Source organism: Streptomyces polyasparticus (assembly GCF_014493765.1).
In the GTDB taxonomy this organism is placed as follows: Bacteria; Actinomycetota; Actinomycetes; order Streptomycetales; family Streptomycetaceae; genus Streptomyces; species Streptomyces polyasparticus.
In genome coordinates, this window is record NZ_JACTVJ010000006.1 from 487,984 (window position 1) to 506,077 (window position 18,094).

The 18,094-nt window shown below is 71.9% G+C and carries 14 protein-coding genes, 2 tRNA genes and 2 pseudogenes; 8 read left to right on the forward strand and 10 right to left on the reverse strand.

The features are described from left to right. The 3 genes from H9Y04_RS14130 to H9Y04_RS46705 all read right to left on the reverse strand — a co-directional run bounded on the left by H9Y04_RS14130 (position 1) and on the right by H9Y04_RS46705 (position 4,665). A complete protein-coding gene (locus H9Y04_RS14130; RefSeq protein WP_187814159.1) occupies positions 1–1,395 on the reverse strand; it encodes a DUF4331 domain-containing protein in 1,395 nt (464 codons plus the stop codon). 157 nt (positions 1,396–1,552) lie between these two features. After that, positions 1,553–3,301, reverse strand: a complete 1,749-nt coding sequence (locus tag H9Y04_RS47495; protein ID WP_187814474.1) for a nickel/cobalt transporter — start codon at positions 3,299–3,301, stop codon at positions 1,553–1,555. Positions 3,302–3,336: 35 nt separating this feature from the next. Then, positions 3,337–4,665: a tetratricopeptide repeat protein gene (locus tag H9Y04_RS46705; RefSeq protein WP_187814160.1), complete on the reverse strand. Its 1,329-nt coding sequence runs from the start codon at positions 4,663–4,665 to the stop codon at positions 3,337–3,339. Between the two features lie 110 nt (positions 4,666–4,775). Between H9Y04_RS46705 and H9Y04_RS14145 the strand changes: the two genes are divergently transcribed. From H9Y04_RS14145 to H9Y04_RS14155, 3 genes are all read left to right on the forward strand, one after another. Next, positions 4,776–5,150 (forward strand): MmcQ/YjbR family DNA-binding protein, encoded by a 375-nt coding sequence (locus H9Y04_RS14145; protein WP_187814161.1) that lies wholly within the window; start codon positions 4,776–4,778, stop codon positions 5,148–5,150. A gap of 95 nt (positions 5,151–5,245) precedes the next feature. Further along, a tRNA-Pro gene (locus H9Y04_RS14150) sits at positions 5,246–5,319 on the forward strand. A 167-nt stretch (positions 5,320–5,486) separates the two neighbouring features. Next, positions 5,487–7,331, forward strand: coding sequence for an ABC transporter ATP-binding protein (locus H9Y04_RS14155; protein ID WP_187814162.1), 1,845 nt, complete (start codon positions 5,487–5,489; stop codon positions 7,329–7,331). A gap of 147 nt (positions 7,332–7,478) precedes the next feature. On the opposite strand, the gene H9Y04_RS14160 is transcribed toward H9Y04_RS14155, so the two are convergent. Next, a complete protein-coding gene (locus tag H9Y04_RS14160) occupies positions 7,479–8,534 on the reverse strand; it encodes a tartrate dehydrogenase (protein ID WP_187814163.1) in 1,056 nt (351 codons plus the stop codon). 118 nt (positions 8,535–8,652) lie between these two features. Here H9Y04_RS14160 and H9Y04_RS14165 point away from each other — a divergent pair, with 118 nt between their 5' ends. Next, positions 8,653–10,290, forward strand: a complete 1,638-nt coding sequence (locus H9Y04_RS14165) for an SLC13 family permease (RefSeq protein WP_308800974.1) — start codon at positions 8,653–8,655, stop codon at positions 10,288–10,290. A gap of 34 nt (positions 10,291–10,324) precedes the next feature. Here H9Y04_RS14165 and H9Y04_RS14170 read toward each other — a convergent pair whose 3' ends face one another. Continuing rightward, positions 10,325–11,374 (reverse strand): LacI family DNA-binding transcriptional regulator, encoded by a 1,050-nt coding sequence (locus H9Y04_RS14170; RefSeq protein WP_187814165.1) that lies wholly within the window; start codon positions 11,372–11,374, stop codon positions 10,325–10,327. Between the two features lie 185 nt (positions 11,375–11,559). Between H9Y04_RS14170 and H9Y04_RS14175 the strand changes: the two are divergent. Beyond that, positions 11,560–12,288 (forward strand): annotated as a pseudogene (locus H9Y04_RS14175) (cobalt-precorrin-6A reductase); the annotation flags it as partial. A gap of 136 nt (positions 12,289–12,424) precedes the next feature. Here H9Y04_RS14175 and cobF read toward each other — a convergent pair. Together cobF and H9Y04_RS14185 are read right to left on the reverse strand one after the other, a co-directional pair. Next, entirely contained in the window at positions 12,425–13,189 is a 765-nt protein-coding gene (gene cobF / locus H9Y04_RS14180) for a precorrin-6A synthase (deacetylating) (protein ID WP_187814167.1), read from the reverse strand. A 4-nt stretch (positions 13,190–13,193) separates the two neighbouring features. Beyond that, complete coding sequence (locus tag H9Y04_RS14185; protein WP_187814168.1) at positions 13,194–13,712, reverse strand: DUF309 domain-containing protein; 519 nt, start codon at positions 13,710–13,712, stop codon at positions 13,194–13,196. Positions 13,713–13,797: 85 nt separating this feature from the next. Here H9Y04_RS14185 and H9Y04_RS14190 point away from each other — a divergent pair. Continuing rightward, positions 13,798–13,871: transfer RNA gene (locus H9Y04_RS14190), tRNA-Pro, on the forward strand. Here H9Y04_RS14190 and H9Y04_RS14195 read toward each other — a convergent pair. Then, on the reverse strand, positions 13,837–14,571 hold the full coding sequence (locus tag H9Y04_RS14195) for a glycoside hydrolase family 5 protein (protein WP_187814169.1): 735 nt from the start codon (positions 14,569–14,571) through the stop codon (positions 13,837–13,839). The two genes, H9Y04_RS14190 and H9Y04_RS14195, sit on opposite strands and share 35 nt — an antisense overlap. Positions 14,572–14,751: 180 nt before the next feature. On the opposite strand from H9Y04_RS14195, the gene H9Y04_RS14200 reads away from it, so the two are divergent. Both H9Y04_RS14200 and H9Y04_RS14205 read left to right on the forward strand, forming a co-directional pair. Beyond that, positions 14,752–15,564 (forward strand): cyclase family protein, encoded by an 813-nt coding sequence (locus tag H9Y04_RS14200; RefSeq protein ID WP_187814170.1) that lies wholly within the window; start codon positions 14,752–14,754, stop codon positions 15,562–15,564. Further along, positions 15,561–17,204, forward strand: a complete 1,644-nt coding sequence (locus tag H9Y04_RS14205) for a thiamine pyrophosphate-binding protein (RefSeq protein ID WP_187814171.1) — start codon at positions 15,561–15,563, stop codon at positions 17,202–17,204. The genes H9Y04_RS14200 and H9Y04_RS14205 overlap by 4 nt, the downstream gene beginning before the upstream one ends. Positions 17,205–17,222: 18 nt before the next feature. Here H9Y04_RS14205 and H9Y04_RS48670 read toward each other — a convergent pair. Both H9Y04_RS48670 and H9Y04_RS48675 read right to left on the reverse strand, forming a co-directional pair. Continuing rightward, positions 17,223–17,746, reverse strand: a pseudogene (locus H9Y04_RS48670) (IS5 family transposase). Next, positions 17,686–18,048: a transposase gene (locus H9Y04_RS48675; RefSeq protein ID WP_438818109.1), complete on the reverse strand. Its 363-nt coding sequence runs from the start codon at positions 18,046–18,048 to the stop codon at positions 17,686–17,688. The pseudogene H9Y04_RS48670 and the gene H9Y04_RS48675 overlap by 61 nt, the downstream one beginning before the upstream one ends. Positions 18,049–18,094: the final 46 nt, after the last annotated feature.

The following is an 18,094-nucleotide window of genomic DNA, read 5'->3' on the forward strand; positions in this document are numbered from 1 at the left end:
TCAGTGGGGCAGCGGGCGGTAGGGGAAGGTCCCCGTGGACGGCTTCGGCGGGGTCTTGATCAGGTTGTTCCTCGTGAGGAATCCGGTCTCGGCGCCGAGCAGGCCGCCCATCAGGGCGCGCATCTGGATCGCGTCGGCGTCGTCGACGAAACGGCGCCCGTTGGGGTAGCCCTCGGGGTCGCCTTCGAAGAGCGTTTCGCGGTGCGGTGACTTGCTCACGGGCGTCGACATGTTCAGCCGCAGCACTTCCGCCGGGCGCACGGCGGCGCGGTCCACGTCCTGGTTGACGCTGAACGTGGTCACCTTCTCCACACCGTTCATGAAGAAGTCGACCAGGTCGGTACGAGGGTTCGCCGGCGCCGCGGCGCCCGTGGCGAAGCTGATGTTGCGCGGCGCGAAGGGCTCACGGAACTGCTTGATCATCGCGCCCCAGTCGCCGTCCTGCGCGGGGCTGCGGGTCTGGAACTGGTCGCTCAGACCGCCGGGGACACCGACGACGGGCAGGCTGTCCGGGAACATCGTCTCCAGGACGTGCGGCTGCCCCATCCGCGACACCTGCGCGTACGCGGCCTCCTCCCCGCCCTGCACATCGACCGTGCGCCGCGAGGCCGTCGCCCAGATCCCGATCACCGGGTTGCGCCGAGGGTCACCCTTGAACGCCAGCGCCTGCTTGGGGACCTGGAGCGTCATCGTGTTGGCGTTGAGCAGCGAGACCGGATTGATCTCGGGCACGAGCGGAATCCCGAAGCGGATCTTCGCGTACGGGCCGATGTTGAACAGGAACGAGTCCGCGATCTGCCCCACGTAGCTCCGCCCGCCACCGGGCAGCGTCTTCGTGGCGTCCTTGCGCAGCGCGTCGTAGTCAGGCATCAGCCGGCTGCCCGCGTACGACGGGGCCACCGCCCCCTGGTCCACCAGCGTGCGCGCGGGCTTGCCCGGTCGCAGCTCCTCGAGGGTGTACGTCTGGCGGAAGACCACCGCCTTGTCCGCGAGCGAGCGCACCGGCGCCGTCACGGCCGCCGCCGTCCCCGAAGGACGCTTGTCCTGCGTACGGAACGTGTAGCGGTAGGTCACCTCGGGGCGTCCGTCACCGGAGGAGTCGGCATGGATTTCGTAGCGCGTGTCGGTCATGAACGGGTAGAGCGTCACCGCGTTCCCCGGAAGCTGCAGCGGGTGGTAGTCCGTGGCGATCGTGACCGTGTCGGGCGCCTCGGGACTCGTGAACGCGTAGAGGTCGCTGCCGTCACGCGGCGGGTCGGCGAACGTGGAGGGCGCGTCGACATGACTGGCCGCACCCGCCCGGCCCGAGACCGGCCCGGCGAACCAGCCGCCCATGAGCAGCGCGCAGGCGAGTGCGGTCCCGGCGGCGGGCTTGCTGAGCTGACGGACCCTCATGTGACGACCTCTCACTGTGGCCCGCCGATCGACGGGCATCCGAGACCACTGCACGGCACCGATGCGCACCCGGCGATCCGGGTGCGCCGAGAGGGGTACGGGGTTCGGCCGGATCGGTGCAGGTCCGCGGCGTGTCCCGGCCGCGGGTGAGCCGGGGTCACGGCAACAGCAGGGCGGCCGCGCTGCGTAGAGCCATGCCCGTGCCCACCGCGATCACCAGGGCCGCGGTCAGCACCGGAAGCACCGCTCGTACGCGGGCGATACGAGCGCCCGTACGGCCGCCTTCGAGGAGTGCCTGCGCCCGGTGACCGCAGCGCGCGACGAGCAGTCCCGCCGCGCTGAGCACGGCGGCCATGCCCGCGCCGTACGCGAGGACCAGGAGCACACCGAACGCGGTGCGGTTCAGGGCGATGGCGCCGAGCAGCACCACGAGAGCGGACGGGCTGGGGACGAGCCCGCCGGCGATACCGACGCCGATGAGGGTGCGGCGGTGGGCCGGGGCCTTGCGCGGGGGGCCGGCGTGCGGGGGTGCGGTCGTGGGCGCCGCGATCGTGGGCGCCGCGATCGTGGCAGGGGCGGTCAACTGCTGTGCGGCGGTGTGGCTGGGGGTGTGGGTGTGGCCGGAGGCGCGGGTGTGGCTGGGAGCGTGGGTGTGGCTGCGGCTGTGGTGGTGATCGAGGTCGTGGTGGTGGCTGTGGACGGCCTCGGCCTCGTGGTGGTGGTCGTGGTCGGGATGGTGGTCGTGGGAGTGACCGTGCGCATGCCCATCGCTGTGCCCATGCGCATGCCCGAGCCCACGCCCGTGACTGTGCCCATGTCCATGCCCGCGCCCATGGCTGTGCCCATGCCCCCACACCCGCCCACTCCGCGCCCCACGCCACAGCATCACGCCCACCGCCACGACGAGCGCCCCGCTCACCACGCCCAGCAGATGCATGAGTCCCTCGGCGGCGAACGCGGCCGAGAGAGACAGGAGCAGGCCGAGCGCCAGGACACCGGCCGTGTGCGTGAAGGTGACCGTGGCGCCCACGGCGACCGCGTCGCGCACCGAGCCTCTGCGCCCGGCGAGACAGGCCGCGAGCACCGTCTTGCCGTGGCCCGGCAGCAGCGCGTGCCCGGCGCCGAGCAGCACCGAGAGCCCGATCGCGGTGAGCCCCACCGGCCAGGTCAGTCCGTCGCGCGCCGCCAGGGAGGACAGCTGCCGGTCGAGTCCCGCGGTCCAACTGTCGCCGCTCATCGGCCCGTTGCCCGCGACCGCAGGAGACCCGGCCCCTGCCGACCCAGCGGCGTACCGCACGCGTGCCGTCCGTACGTCCGGTGGATCGTCGAGCAAGTCCTGCGGATAGCTGCGCAGTTCACCGGAGAGGCTGCGCTGCGGGACGTCGGAGGAGACGATCCGCATGCCCGGTCCAGGACTCGCCGTGACCTCGCGCCAGCCGATGCGCCCCTGCCCGCCCCGGTCCGCGAAGGCGAGCTCCCCGGAGCCCGCCGAGGGGAGCTCGGCGCCGAGCCGGCAGCTGATCCGGCTGACGGGCAGCCCGGCCTGTCCCGGCAGTTGGCGCATCCCGCTGCCCAGCACACGCCAGGTCAGTGCATCGTCGTCGCCGACCTGCGCCCGTACATCCTGAGCCAACTCCGTACAGACGGTGGCCGCATGGGCGCCGAGTTCCCCGGGCTCCAGGCGTCCGTCACGGTCGGAGTCGATCGCCCGCTTGGCCTGCAGGGTGGGGATCTCGGCGCGGTCGATCACGGCACGGTCCTCCACGCGGCCGTCCGAGATCCGCAGCCCGTGATAGCGGCTGACCGTGAAATTGCCCAGCGGATGCGCGAACGCGGCGGTCCCCGAGCCGACCGCCAGGCACATGAGCATTCCGGCGACCAGCGACCCGCGCCGCACCCCGGTCACCCACCGGCGTTCCCCGGCCCCGCGTCCGGTCCCCGTCACGAGATCCCGCCCAGCGCCTTGCGGGCAGCCGGAGCGTCCAGCGGCGAGAAGTGCGGATTGGTCTTCAAAGCCGCGGCGAGCAGCCGGCGCGCCTCGTCCTTGCGGCCGAGCGCCCTCTCGATCTCGCCGCGGTGGTACGCGAAGGAAGCGGGCCGCCACCCGAGCTGTGCGGCCGCGGCCGCGTACTCGGCGGCCTCGGCCGAACGCCCCGACCGGTGCAGCGCCCACGCGAGCGCGTCCGCGACCAGGGCGCTCTTGCGCCGCGACCACTCGGCGGTCAGCTTCCGCACGGCGACCGCCGGGTCCCCGTGATCGGCTTCGAACAGCCCCAGGGTGAGATCGTCCCCGGCGCCCTGTCCTTCGAGCAGCCGGATCTGGGCCCGCAGCACCTCGTACTGCAGCCGGGCCTCGTCCTTCCTGCCGAGCGAATCGAGGAACTCCCCGTACGCCAGGACGTATTCGGGCAGCGGTACCCGCTCCGTCACCGTGCGGTAGTCCGTGAGGGCGGCCTCGGTACGCCCGAGCGCGGCATGCGCCTTGGCGCGCGCCGCGAGTGCGGCATGCGCTCCGGGGTCCGCGCGCAGAGCCTCCTCGTAACGGGCGTACGCCTGCTCGGGACGCCCGCGCTCCCAGTCGAGCTCGCCGAGCCGGTGCAGGCAGAACGCCCGCTCGGCGGGCACGGCCGCGTCCTCAAGGGCCCGGCGCAGCGCGCCTTCGGCGGCGTCCGTCCGGCCCTGCATCTCCAGCTCGTACCCGGCGCGCGTGAACGCCGCGACCCCCGGCTTGAGGTCGAGCAGCCGCTGCACGGCCGCGGTCGCCTTCGGGTAGGCGCCGAGCTGGGTGTAGGCGTCGGCGAGGACCGGATACACGGTCCAGTTGCCGGGCTCGGCCCGCCGGGCCTGCTCGCCCCAGCGCTCGGCGGCGGCGAAGTCGTGCCGGGCGTTGGCCAGCGTGCCCATGCCGACGAGGGCCGTGACATTGCCCGGCCGCAGCGAGAGCGAGCGCTTCAGGGCCTTCTCGGCCCGCCCGTAGTACGAGAAGTCGGCGGTGCGTCTGGCCTGCTCCAGGTACCCGAGTGCCAGGCCCGCCCAGACCGTGGCGTCCTTCGGATGCTCCCGCAGCCACGCGCGGCGGGCGTCGATCTGGGCGGGCACGTCCTGCGCGGCGGCCGAGGCCGCGGGGTTTCCGTGGGCGGGGCGTGGCGGGGCGTCGGGGGAGAGGGAGAGCAGTCCGGCCGTCACGGCCCCGACCACCACACAGGCCAGTCCCGTGGCGGCCGGCCGTCGGCCGAGGGCACCCAGAGTCTTGATCGTCTTGCCGGTCACCCGGCCACTCTGCGTCGCGGGCCCGAGGCCACGGCGCCGCCGGTACGACTATCACGCGAAGACCACTCGGTCGGCCCACCTGTGTCAGTGCCGTGTCGTACCTTCTTGCCATGACCGCAGCATCCGCCGCCCCGACATCGGACGACGTCCGCGCCATCGCGCTCGCACTGCCGGAGACCACCGAGAAAATCGCGTGGTCGATGCCGACCTTCAGGGTCGCCGGAAAGATGTTCGCGACCCTGCCCGAGGAAGAGACCTCGCTCGCGGTGCGGTGCCCCAAGGAGGAGCGGGACGAGCTGGTCCTCGCCGAGCCGGAGAAGTTCTGGATCGCCGACCACGAGGCGTCCTTCGCGTGGGTGCGGGTGCGCCTGGCCGCCCTCGACGACCTGGACGAGCTGCGCGCGATCCTCACGGACTCCTGGCAGCAGGCGGCGCCGCCGCGCCTCTTGGACCAGCACCCCGAGCTCAGCGCCGCCGGGCAGTAGGCCCGCCCCCGATAAACAGGTTCACGACCACCGCCCCAAGTGCGGTATTGTTTCCGTGCGCGTTCGGCCAGGGGAAATCCCAGGTCAGCGAGCACCGGGACGTGGCGCAGCTTGGTAGCGCACTTGACTGGGGGTCAAGGGGTCGCAGGTTCAAATCCTGTCGTCCCGACGTATTGCGTCGGTTGCACAGAGTGATCCGTGCGCATGAAGGGCCATCTTCGGATGGCCCTTTTTCGTGCCTCCGGCCGGAAAAAACGCTTGGACGGTCTCGGGGACGTCGCGGGACACTGCTCTCTTGCTTCGCAGGCGGGGACAGTACCGGACAGGACGGGACGTATGGGTTTACCGGATCAACGCAAGGCCACACCGCGCCGCGGTGCGGTTCTGCTCGCGCTACGGCACTACGGCAGAGAGCTGAGCAGGCTCCGCCGGTTCACCATCCCGGCGCTGCTGCTTCCGGCGCTCGGGAACATCGGGATCAACTACCTCGCGCCGCTCGTGGTGGCCAAGCTCGCGGGGCGCTTCGCCGACGGCGGCGACACCTCGACCGGCGCGGTCATGCCGTACGTGCTCGGCTTCGCCGCGGTGCTGCTCTTCGCCGAGGTGCTGTGGCGGATCGGCCTGCACTGCCTCAACCGGCTCGACGCGCTCGGCGTCGAGCGGCTGTACGCGACCGGCATGGACGCGCTGTACGCCAAGGACGCGGCGTTCTTCCACGACAACTTCGCCGGTTCGCTGACCAAACGCGTGCTCAGCTTCGCCTCCCGCTTCGAGGAGTTCGTCGACACCCTGACCTTCAACGTGGTGGGCAGGCTCGTCCCGCTGCTGTTCGCCTCGGTCGTGCTGTGGACGTACGATCCGCTGCTCGTGGTCGGTCTCCTCGCGATGATCGCCCTGACGGCGGCCTGCGTGGTGCCGCTGATCCGCCGCAGGCAGCGCCTGGTGGCGGAGCGCGAGGCGGCGATCGCCCGGGTCTCGGGCCACGTGGCCGACAGCCTGTCCAACATGGACACGGTCCGCGCCTTCGCCGCGGAGGCGCGCGAGGCCGCCGAACACCGTGCGCGCGTCGCGGACTCGCGGCGGCTGATGCTGCGGTCCTGGGACTACGGCAACCTCCGGATCGACACGCTCGTGGCACCGCTGTCCGTCGCCACCAACGCGCTCGGCCTGCTGCTCGCCGTCACCCTCGGGGGCACGCACGGAGTGGAGGGCGTCGTCGTCGCCTTCACCTACTACGCCAACGCGACCCGGATCATGTTCGAGTTCAACCAGATCTATCGCCGTATCGAGAGCTCGATGACGGAGGCCGCCCAGTTCACCGAACTGCTCATGGACGAACCGACGGTCCTCGACCCGCCGTCCCCGCAGGCCCTGCGGCCCCCGGCCGGGAACACCGGTGTCCGCTTCGAGAACGTCTCCTTCGCGTACGCGGGAGGCGCGACGCTCTTCGAGGGGCTCGATCTGGACGTGCCCGGCGGATCGCGGGTCGGCTTCGTCGGACGGTCCGGCGGCGGCAAGACCACGCTCACCAGGCTGCTGCTGCGGATGACGGACATCGACGGCGGCCGGATCCTGGTCGGCGGCCAGGACATCGGCAAGTTCCGCCAGGCGGACCTGCGCAGCCTGATCGCGTATGTGCCGCAGGACCCGGCGATGTTCCACCGCACCCTGCGCGAGAACATCGCCTTCGCCCGGCCCGGCGCCACCGACGCCGAGATCCGGCGGGCGGCCGAGGCGGCGCATGTCACCGAGTTCGTCGACGGACTGCCGGACGGCTTCGACACCCTGGTCGGCGAACGCGGCGTCAAGCTGTCCGGCGGCCAGCGCCAGCGCGTGGCGCTCGCCCGCGCCATCCTGCGCGACGCACCGATCCTGCTGCTCGACGAGGCGACCAGCGCACTGGACTCGGAGAGCGAACTCTTGGTCCAGGAGGCGCTGTGGCGACTGATGGAAGGGCGCACCGCGCTGGTGGTCGCGCACCGTCTGTCCACGGTCGCCGGCATGGACCGGCTCGTCGTCCTCGACCGCGGCCGCATCGTCGAACAGGGCTCCCACCAGGAGCTCCTCGCCGCCGACGGCGCCTACGCCAAGCTCTGGCTGCACCAGTCGGGCGGATTCCTCGACGACGGGCCCGCGGCGGACGAGCAGGGCGTCAAGGTGGTTCTGGGGAAGGAGCTCTGACGGCTCGTCAGTCCTGAGCCCGGCTGATGCGCGCGTGCGGCGACCCGGTCGCATCGCGAGTGCCCAGGCATACGGCGCGCCGACGGTTCGGAGTTGTCCGGGCCGGCGAAGGGTCACCTGTCGGTGGCCCTTTCGCGTGCCCCGCACCTACAGCCGGTCGACGAGGGCCTGCGTGAATTCCGCGGTCGTCGCCTTTCCGCCCAGGTCGGGCGTGCGCAGCGAGGTCTGAGCGAAGACGGCGGCGATCGCCGCCACAATCTGCTCGCCGACCTCGGGATGCCCGAGATGGTCGAGCATCAGGGCGGCCGACCAGATCGCCCCCACGGGGTTGGCGATCCCACGCCCCGCGATGTCCGGCGCCGAGCCGTGCACCGGCTCGAACATCGACGGGAACTCCCGCTCCGGATTGAGGTTCGCGGAGGGCGCGATGCCGATCGACCCGGTCACCGCCGCGGTGAGGTCGCTGAGGATGTCACCGAACAGGTTGGACGCCACGATCACGTCGAACCGCCCGGGCTGGAGGACCACCTTCGCGCAGAGCGCGTCGATGTGCTCCTGGTCCCAGCGCACCCCGCCGTGCGCGGCGGCCCGTTCGGCCACCACCTCGTCCCAGAACGGCATCGTGTGCACGATGCCGTTCGACTTCGTCGCCGAAGTCACGTAATTCCGGCGCCTCTTGGCGATCTCGAAGGCCGCGTCGACGACCCGGCTCACCCCGGTCCGTGTGAACACCGCCTCCTGTATCGCCGCCTCCTGCGGGAAGCCCCGATGGATACGGCCGCCGATCTCGCTGTACTCGCCCTCGGTGTTCTCCCGCACGACCACCAGATCGACGCCCTCGGCGGTCTCCCGCAGCGGCGAGCGGACACCCTCGAAGAGGCGGACCGGCCGGAGATTCACGTACTGCTGAAAGGCGCGGCGGACCGGAATCAGCAGGCCCCACAGGGAGATGTGGTCGGGCACGCCGGGTGCGCCGACCGCGCCGAGGAACACGGCGTCGAAGTCCCTGAGCCGGTCGATCCCGTCGGCCGGCATCATCGCTCCCTCGCGCTTGTACCGCTCGCAGGACCAGTCGAGGGACACGTACTGGAGGGCGATGCCGTGGGCGGCGGTCACGGCGTCGAGGACGCGCAGTGCGGCGGTGGTGACTTCCCGGCCGATTCCGTCCCCCGGCACGACGGCGATCCTGTGCGGACTGGACATGCGGCTCTCCTTTGCAAGGCGGGCAGAGGCTGTCACATTGACGAGTGCACGACGTACTCGGTGTACAACCGCTCGGCCTACCCACGCCCGCCGAAGCCACGCCACCCTGGAGGCCGCCGTGGCCACTGAACCGCCGCCGGACGCCACCGCACCCGGATCGGAACCCGGCACCACGCGCACCGACGTCGAGGCCGCCCTGCTCGGCCACGCCACCTACCGCAGTCTCGGGGAACAGAAGTTGTCCCCGCAGGAGGAACGGTTCGAGCGCGGCCGCCGCACCACCGGATTCTGGCTCGCCCCGCTGGTCAGCGCCGTCTTCCTGCTGCTGCCCCTGGACATGGGCGCAGCTCAGCACACCCTCGCCGGGATCCTGCTCGGTGTGATCGTCCTGTGGGTCACCGAACCCGTGCCGATCCCTGTTGGCGGCCTGATCGGCGTCGGCGCGATCGTGCTCTTCGGGGTCGTGCCGGCGGCGGACGCGCTCGCACCCTTCGGATCCTCGACGATCTTCACGTTCATCGGCGCGTTCATCCTCGCCCAGGCGATGCTCAAGCACGGCCTCGCCCGCCGCTTCGCCTTCCGCATCCTGTCGCTGCCCGGCGTCGGCAGCTCGACTTTCCGTCTGATCGCCGCCTTCGGCCTGATCACCTGCCTGCTCTCGGCCTTCGTGTCCAACACGGCCACGGTCGCGATGCTGCTGCCCACCGCGCTCGGACTGCTCACCGTCATCGCCAAGATGCTCCAGGACCGCGGCCTGGTAGCCGAGGACTTCGACCCCACACGCCTGCGCGTGGGCGCGGCCCTTGTCCTGATGCTCGCCTACGGGGCGAGCGTCGGCGGCCTGCTCACGCCCGTCGGTTCCCCGCCCAACCTCATCGGGCGCGACCTGATGGAGAAGGCCACCGGCGAAAAGATCTCCTTCGCCCAGTGGATGGCCACCGCCCTGCCCCTCTGCGCGGTCATGTTCATCATCCTGATGACCGTCCTGCTGCTCCTGAACAAGCCGGAGATCCGCCGGATCGAAGGGATCGAGGCGTACGTGGCCGAGCGCCGCGCCGAACTGGGATCCCTGTCCCGCGCCGAGAAGAACACCCTGATCGCCTTCGGTACGACGGTGACGCTGTGGATCTTCCCGGGGGTGGTCGCCCTGATCGCGGGCACCGACTCCTCCGTGTACGAGACCGTCAGCGGCCGCCTGAACGAAGGCGTCGTCGCCGTGCTCGGCGCCTCGCTCCTGTTCGTCCTGCCCACCCACTGGGGCCGCCGGGAGACCACCCTCAACTGGTCGGACGCCGCCCGCATCGACTGGGGCACCATCCTGCTCTTCGGCTGCGGGATCATCTTCGGCGCGCTCCTGGAGTCCACCGGCCTCGCCAAGACGATCGGCGACTCGGCCTCCGACGCCCTCGGCCTGTCCAGCCTCTTCGCGATCACGGCCTTCGCGGTCGTCCTCGCCATCCTGGTGTCGGAGACCACCAGCAACACGGCGTCGGCGGCCGTGGTCGTCCCGATCGTGATCCCGATCGCGGTCGCCGCCGGGGCCGATCCCTTCACCCCCGCGCTCGCCGCGACCTTCGCGGCCTCGTTCGGCTTCATGCTGCCGGTCTCCACCCCGCAGAACGCCATCGCGTACGGCTCCGGTGTCGTGCCGATCACCACGATGATCCGGTCCGGCGCCGGCTTCGACGCCCTTGGGGCGATCCTGTTGATCCTGGCTCTGCCGCTGATGGTCACGGTCACCGGGATCGGAGGCTGACCGGCCCGCTCGCCTGGTACCGCCGGTGCTCGGATCAGCCGGAAGCCTCCGCCGGCGCCGCCGTGGAAGCCCGCACCACCAGCTCGTACGACGTGGGCTTGCGGCGAGGCCGGCCGGCCGGTGGGCGCAGGGCGAGGGCGAGGACCTCCTGGCCCATGCGGGCCAGCGGGAGGCGGACCGTGGTGAGGCCGGGGGCGAGGTCGGCGGCGTAGGAGACGTCGTTGAAGCCGACGACCGACATGCGCTGCGGGACCGCGACGCCCTCGGTGCGCAGGGCGGAGAGCACACCGAGGGCCATGGCGTCGTTGAGGGCGATGACCGCCGTGGTGCGGGGGTGCTCGCGCAGGATGCGTTCGGCCGCATCATGGCCGCCGTCGCGGGTGAACTCGGCGTGCATCACCGGGACTTCGGCCATGGCGAGCCCCGCGCGCTCCAGGGCGGCCGCGACGCCGGCGAGCCGGTCCACGACCGTGGAGAGCTTCGCGTCCCCGGCGGCGACCGCGATCCTGCGGTGTCCGAGGGAGACCAGATGCTCCGCGATCGCCTCACCGCCCTCCTTGTTGGCCGGCCGCACCGCGTCCGCGCTCAGCGCGTGGCGGCCGATGACGGTGAGGCGGCCGCCGGCGTTCTGGAACGCGGCCAGTTCGCGCTTGGCCGCGGCCTCCAGGCTCGGGTCCACATAGCCCGAGCCCGCAATGATGATGATCCCCACCCGCTGGGCGATCAGATGCCGCACCTGCCGCAGTTCGCTGTGCGGGTCGCGGGCCGAGGTGCAGATCTGCACGATGAGTCCGCGCTCACCGGCCGCCTGGATCACGCCACTTGCGATCTCCGAGAAGTACGGGTCGTCGATCTCGTGCACGATCAGGCCCACCGTGGACGTGGCGCCGCCGGCCAGGGTGCGGGCGTGCGGGTTGGCCACATAGCCGAGTTCGCGCGAGACCCGGCGGACGCGCTCCGCCACCTCCTCGCGTACCCCGTCGCGCCCGGCGAGGGCACGGGAAGCGGTTGCCAGCGAGACACCCGCGTGCTGCGCCACGTCGGCGAGACGCAGGGGCGAGCGTGGTCGGGAGGGTGGGGGCATCCGTCACCGCCTCTGAACTGGGGCTTGTGAACTGGTAGTTGCCGTGCCGCTGTGCTGGTCCTGCGCCGTGGCACATAGTACGCAAGCGCTCCCGAAAGCGCTTGCTGGAGTGCGGAGTCCGCAGCCGGGAGTCCGAGCGGCCGGCCGTGCCCTGCCCGGCCGGCCGTGATTGACTCGACGGCGCTATGAGTACGCATGTGCTGATCCTCGGCGGCACCACCGAGGCCCGCGCCCTGGCCACCGCCCTCGCCGGCCGCCCGGATCTGCGGGTGACGACCTCGCTCGCGGGACGGGTGTCCGCACCCGCGCTGATCGAGGGTGAGGTGCGCACAGGGGGATTCGGGGGAGCCGCAGGGCTCGGCGCCTATCTGCGCGACGAGCACGTGGACGCCCTGATCGACGCCACCCACCCCTTCGCGGCGGCGATCAGCGCGCATGCGGCCGAGGCGGCGGCCCGCACCGGTGTGCCGGTCGTGGCGCTGCGCCGCCCGGGCTGGGGCGCGGGACCCGGTGACGTATGGCATGACGTGCATTCACTGGCCGAAGCGGCAGCGCTGCTGCCCGAGTTGGGGCGGCGGGTGTTCCTGACCACCGGTCGCCAGGGCCTCGCGGAGTTCGCCGGGCTCGCGGGGCACTTTCTCGTACGGTCCGTCGAACCGCCCGAGCCGCCCCTGCCCGCGGACACCGAAGTGCTGCTCGCGCGCGGGCCGTTCACGGTCGCGGACGAGACCGAGCTGCTGCGGACGCACCGTATCGACGTTCTCGTGACCAAGGACAGCGGCGGCGCGGCCACCGCGGCGAAGCTGGTCGCGGCCAGGGAGCTGGGCGTGCCGGTCGTCGTGGTGCGCCGCCCGCCGGTCCCGGCGGGGGTGCCGGCCGTGCCGGATGTCGCGGGAGCGCTGGCCTGGCTGGACAGCGGTGTGGCGGGGCACGGTTCAAGTGGCGCGGCGGGGCGCGGTCCAGGTGGCGTGGCGGGGCACGGTTCAAGTGGCGTGGCGGGGCACGGTCCAGGTGGCGTGGCGGGGCACGGTTCGGATGGCGCCGCGGAGCTCAGTCCCGGCGGCGCAGCAGATACGTGTCCATGATCCAGCCCTTGCGCTCGCGTGCCTGCGCCCGCAACTCCTCGATCCGCGGCCCCGCTTCGGCGATCGGCCCCGAGACGAGGATCTCGTCCGGCGTGCCGAGATAGGCACCCCAGAAGATCTCCAGATCCTCCTCGGCGTACGCGCGGAACGACTGGTGCGCGTCCAGCATCACCACCACGTCGTCCACGCCCTCGGGGAACCGTTCCGCGAGCCGACGCCCGGTCGTGATCTGCACCGGGCGTGCCACCCGGTTGAGGCCCGTGCGGTGCTTGGCGACCAGCGCCGAGACGCTGCTGATGCCCGGCACGACGTCATAGGTGAAGTCGGTCCGCCCCTGTTCGAGGATCTCCTCCAGGATTCCCAGGGTGCTGTCGTACAGCGAGGGATCGCCCCACACCAGGAACGCACCGGTCTCGTCCTCGCCCAGCTGCTCCGCGATCAGCGCCTCGTAGATCGCGGCCCGGCGGCTGCGCCAGTCGTCCACCGCCGGAGCGTAGGCCGTGCCCCCGGCGCGTCGGTCGCGCTCGGGATCGCGGGCCTCGACGACGCGGTACGACCCGTGCGGCAGATGCTCGGCGAGCATCGCGCGCCGCAGATCGGTGAGGTCCGCCTTGACCTCGCCCTTGTCGAGCAGGAAGAAGACGTCCGTCGCCCGCATCGCCTTGAGCGCCTGCAGGGTCAGATGGTCGGGATCGCCCGCGCCGATGCCTATGACATGGATGGTTCGCACCCGGTCAGTCTGCCGTACGGGTCCCCGCCCCTGGCCGGGGCCTCAGGGCAGGGGCTTCGGCGGCGGCGTCCACGGGGGAGTCGAGACGTTCGACGCGCCCCGCCAACTCCTCGGCCCAGGCGGTGAGTCCGGGCCCGTCGATCCCGTACGGCGGGTCGGTGAGCCCGAGCGTTCCCCGGCGAAGGAGCCGGGCGCCGCCCTTGCTGTTGCCGCGGGCGGCGTGGGTGAGGCCCACCGCGAGCTGCGCGAGCCCCCGCCACAGCGGCTCCTCGCTCGCGGGCCCCGACTTCCAGGCGTCCTCGAACACCTCGTGCGCATGGAAGGGTTTCCCGGAGTCGAGCAGCGCCTGCGCCTCGTCGAGCGTCTGGCGGGGCGTGCGCACCACACCCTCGGGCTGCCGCTCGACGCCCTCGGTGCCGTACGGGAGGGGGCGGCCGAGGCCGTCACGAGGACGGGCATTACGGGCGCGGCCCTCCTGGTCGCGGTCGCGGTCACCGGTGGACTGCGGATTCTGTTCGCTCACCTCTCGATTGTCCCGGGGTGGGGGCAACGGTGCAGGTCCGGGGTGAGGTATTGTTCTTTCACGTGAGCGCAGAACACCGCGCGAACGGGACGTGGCGCAGCTTGGTAGCGCACTTGACTGGGGGTCAAGGGGTCGCAGGTTCAAATCCTGTCGTCCCGACACAAAGAAGGTCCCTCACAGGCCATCGCCTGTGAGGGACCTTTGTCGTCGTCCGGTGGATCACCGCATGGCCGGAGCGGAGGTCGGGCCCGTGACCGTGCCGCCGGACTTCGTCACGTGATACGTCGTCTACCACTTGGGCGGGCGCGTCGCGGAACGCGGCGGCGAGCTGGGTCCAGGTGGGCTTGAAGCGGGCGAGCACCTTGTCGTGCTCTGCGGGCATCGACGACACCCACTGCCATGAGTCGTGGTGCACATCGATGATCACGTACAGGCCCTCGGCGAGCGCCCAGTCCGTGACCTCCTTGACGCGCTTCAGATACGCGGCGTCGATCGCGTAGTCGGGCGCCGCGCCCTGGGGGTCGCTCCAGGTCACCGGGACGCGGATGCTCCTGAACCCCTGTGCGCGGACCGACTTGAGGAGCGCCCGGGTGGTGAGCGGCCGGCCCCAGGCCGTCTCGTCCGGTATGCCGTCCAGAGTGTTGCCGAGGTTCCAGCCCGGCTGCATCGCGGCGACCGCGGCCTGCGCGTCGGCCGGCACGGTGGCGGCGCCGGCCTGCGGCTCTGTGTCGTCGCCGAACGTCCCGAACGCGGCGCCGTAGGCGAGGACGCCGCCGGCGATCAGCGCCAGGGGAGTACCGACCGCAAGCCCGATACGGCGACGGCGGTGGCGTGGGGGTGCTGGTTCCGCATGGCTCATCCGTTCCGGAAGCGCGAGGGTGCCGTCTCCCAGTTGCCGCGGCGGCGCGAACGGTTGCCCGGAAACCGGCACGCGCCGCGGCGGCGCGAACAGAGGCCCGGAAACCCGCACGCGCCACCAGTGCGCGACGGCCGGTACCTCACTCTTGTGCCGCCATCGCACCGCCCCGAGGATGCACACATGACCGAGCCGACGTCCGTCTCCACCGGGTCCTCGTCCGTTCTCGCCGCCCTCGTGGGCGCCCTGCGAGGTGGTTCGGTCGAAGTCCTCGACCTGACCGCGCCGCTGTCCTCGTCCACGCCGATCCTCCAACTGCCCGAGGAATACGGGCAGACGGTGCCCTTCCAGCTGGAGGAGATCAGCCGGTACGACGCCAAGGGGCCCGCCTGGTACTGGAACAACTTCCGCACCGGCGAGCACACCGGGACCCACTTCGACGCACCCAACCACTGGATCACCGGCCGCGATCTCGCCGATGTGGCCTCGGTGCCGGTGCGGCAGCTCATCGCTCCCGCCGTGGTGCTCGACTTCACCGAAGAGGTCGCCAAGGACCCCGACTTCCTCGTCGAGGTCGAACACATACAGGCATGGGAGAGCCGGTACGGGGCGCTGCCCGAGGGCGGCTGGCTGCTTCTGCGGACCGGCTGGGGCAGCCGGGCGGGGGACCAGGAGGCCTACCTCAACGCCGACGAACGCGGCCCGCACACCCCCGGTCTGTCCGCCGACTGTGCCCGCTGGGTGGCCGAGGAGTCGCCGGTGATCGGGCTCGGGGTGGACACGGTGGGGACGGACGCCGGGCAGGCCTTCGCCTTCGAGCCGCAGTTCCCCTGTCACTCGTATCTGATGGGCAGCGGCAAGTACGGCCTCACACAGCTGCAGCGCCTGGCCGAACTCCCGCCCACCGGCGCCGTGTTGATTGCGAGCCCGCTGCCGATCGTGTCGGGCTCCGGCTCGCCCGCCCGGGTGCTCGCCCTCGTGGAACGTACGCCGTGAAGGTCGCCGAAGCCGTCGGGCAGGCGCTGGTCGCCGCCGGGATCGGGCGGGTCTTCGGAGTGGTCGGCTCGGGCAACTTCCATGTCACCAACGCCATGACGGCGGCCGGCGCCCACTTCGTCGCGGCCCGGCACGAGGGCGGGGCCGCCACGATGGCCGACGCCTACGCCCGGACGGCGGGCCGGCCGGCGGCCGTCAGCGTGCATCAGGGGCCCGGTCTGACCAACGCCCTGACCGGGCTCGCGGAGGCGGCCAAGAGCCGCACGCCGCTCGTGGTGCTCGCGCCGGAAGCCACGCAGCGGCACTCCAACTTCCATGTGGAACAAGAGGCGTTGGCGCTCGCGGTCGGCGCCCGCAGCACCCGCGTCGGCTCCGCGTCCGACGCCGTGGAGCAGACGGCCGCGGCCGTACGGCTGGCCGCCCACGAGCGGTGCACCGTCGTGCTCAACCTGCCGCTCGACGTCCAGGCGCAGGAGGTCCCCGACGCGGCGGAGCTGCTGGCCGCCGTTCTGCCGCCACGGCCCCGTACACCCGTGGAGCCCGCCGAGGCCGAGGTCGCGGCCCTCGCCGAACTCCTCGCGCACGCCGAACGGCCGGTGTTCATCGCCGGGCGCGGGGCCCGCGGTCCCGGCGGACGCGCGGCGCTCGAGGCCCTCGCCGAGCGCTGCGGCGCCCTGCTCGCCACCTCGGCCGTGGCGCGCGGCCTCTTCCACGGCAACCCGTGGTCCCTCGATGTCGCGGGCGGCTTCGCGACACCGCTGGCCGCCGAGCTGATCCAGGGCGCGGATGTGATCGTGGGCTGGGGCTGCTCGCTGACCATGTGGACCACACGGCACGGCCGGCTCATCGGCGAGGACACCACCGTGGTCCAGGTCGACGACCGCCCCGAGGCACTGGGGGTGCACCGTCCCGTCCACCTCGGTGTCACCGGGGACGCGGCGCGCGTGGCGGAGCGGGTGCTCGCGGCGGCCGAAGACCGGACCGGCTACCGGACGGCGGTGACCGCCTTCGCGCTCGCCGACCGTGCCGGCTGGCGCGATGTCCCGTACGAGGACAGCGGGACGCGGGACCGCATCGACCCGCGCACCCTGTCGATCGCGCTCGACGAGATCCTGCCGGCCGAGCGGGTCATCGGCGTCGACTCGGGCAACTTCATGGGCTACCCCACGATGTATCTGTCCGTCCCCGACGAGCAGGGCCTCTGCTTCACCCAGGGCTTCCAGTCCATCGGCCTCGGGCTCGCCACCACCATCGGCGCCGCACTGGCCGTGCCCGACCGGCTCGCCGTGGCGGCGGTCGGCGACGGCGGGCTCCTGATGAGCGCAGTCGAACTCGACACCGTGCGCCGGCTCGGCCTGCCCATGGTCGTGGTCGTCTACAACGACGACGCGTACGGCGCCGAGGTCCACCACTTCGGACCCGACGGATTCCCTCTGGACACCGTCGAGTTCCCGCCCACCGGCATCGCCGCGCTCGCCCGCGGCTACGGCTTCGAGGCGGTCACGGTCCGCACGGCCGACGACCTCAAGCCCGTACGGGACTGGGTGGCCGGACCGCGCACGACACCGCTGCTCATCGACGCCAAGGTCGTACGGGAGCACGGGGCCTGGTGGCTGGAGGAGGCCTTCCGGGGGCACTAGAGCCTGTCTGACAAATGATCACCTGGCCGCTTCACGGAGCCAGAGGATCAGGGAGGCCAGGACAACTCCCGCGCGGTAGCGGTCTGCGAGCTTGTCGAACCTGGTTGCGATCGCACGGAACTGCTTGAGGCGGGCGAAGCATCGTTCGACCACGTTGCGGTCGCGGTAGATCTCCTTGTCGAAGGCGGGTGGTCGGCCACCGAGGCGCCCCCGGCGTCGCGGTTGGCCACCTGGTCGCGGCGCTCGGGGATCGTGGCGGCGATGCCCCGACGCCGCAGCAGATGGCGGATGGCCCTGCTGGAGTAGGCCTTGTCACCCAGCACGCGGTCCGGTGTCGTGCGCGGGCGGCCCGTGCCGGCGCGCGGGGTGCGGATCTTGTCGAGGACCTCGGCGAGCGCAGTGGCGTCGTTGACGTTTCCGGGTGTGAGCACGATCGACAGCAGCAGACCCCGGCCGTCGACGGCGAGGTGGACCTTAGTGGTCAGCCCGCCCCGGGACCGGCCGAGGGCCTGGCGCGCCTGCGAGCGGCCCGGATCTTCCAGTTCGTCCCCGTCCGCGTCCCCCTTTTACGGGCGCCCGCGGCGTGCTGGTGGGCCCGGTTGACCGTGGAGTCGACAGCGACGGTCCACTCCACCCGGCCCACCGCGTCGTCACGGACCTGGACGTGCTCCAGCGGCTTCGCCCAGGTGCCATCAGCCTCCCAGCGGGCGAACCGCTCGTAGACGGTCTGCCACGGCCCGTACCGCTCGGGCAGGTCGCGCCAAGGAGCCCCGGTCCGCAGCCTCCACAGCACCCCGTCGACCACCTGCCGGTGATCACGCCACGGACGGCCGCGTCCGTCCACCTGCGGCAACAGGGGCTCTATTCGCCCCCATGCCGCATCCGTCAAT

Excerpts from the sequence above, each read along its gene's own strand:
- H9Y04_RS14170 (WP_187814165.1), bottom strand. The coding sequence starts at position 11,374 with ATGCCCCCACCCTCCCGACCACGCTCGCCCCTGCGTCTCGCCGACGTG.
- H9Y04_RS14155 (WP_187814162.1), top strand. The coding sequence starts at position 5,487 with ATGGGTTTACCGGATCAACGCAAGGCCACACCGCGCCGCGGTGCGGTT.
- H9Y04_RS14160 (WP_187814163.1), bottom strand. The coding sequence starts at position 8,534 with ATGTCCAGTCCGCACAGGATCGCCGTCGTGCCGGGGGACGGAATCGGC.
- H9Y04_RS14200 (WP_187814170.1), top strand. The coding sequence starts at position 14,752 with ATGACCGAGCCGACGTCCGTCTCCACCGGGTCCTCGTCCGTTCTCGCC.
- H9Y04_RS14195 (WP_187814169.1), bottom strand. The coding sequence starts at position 14,571 with ATGAGCCATGCGGAACCAGCACCCCCACGCCACCGCCGTCGCCGTATC.
- H9Y04_RS14130 (WP_187814159.1), bottom strand. The coding sequence starts at position 1,395 with ATGAGGGTCCGTCAGCTCAGCAAGCCCGCCGCCGGGACCGCACTCGCC.
- H9Y04_RS14145 (WP_187814161.1), top strand. The coding sequence starts at position 4,776 with ATGACCGCAGCATCCGCCGCCCCGACATCGGACGACGTCCGCGCCATC.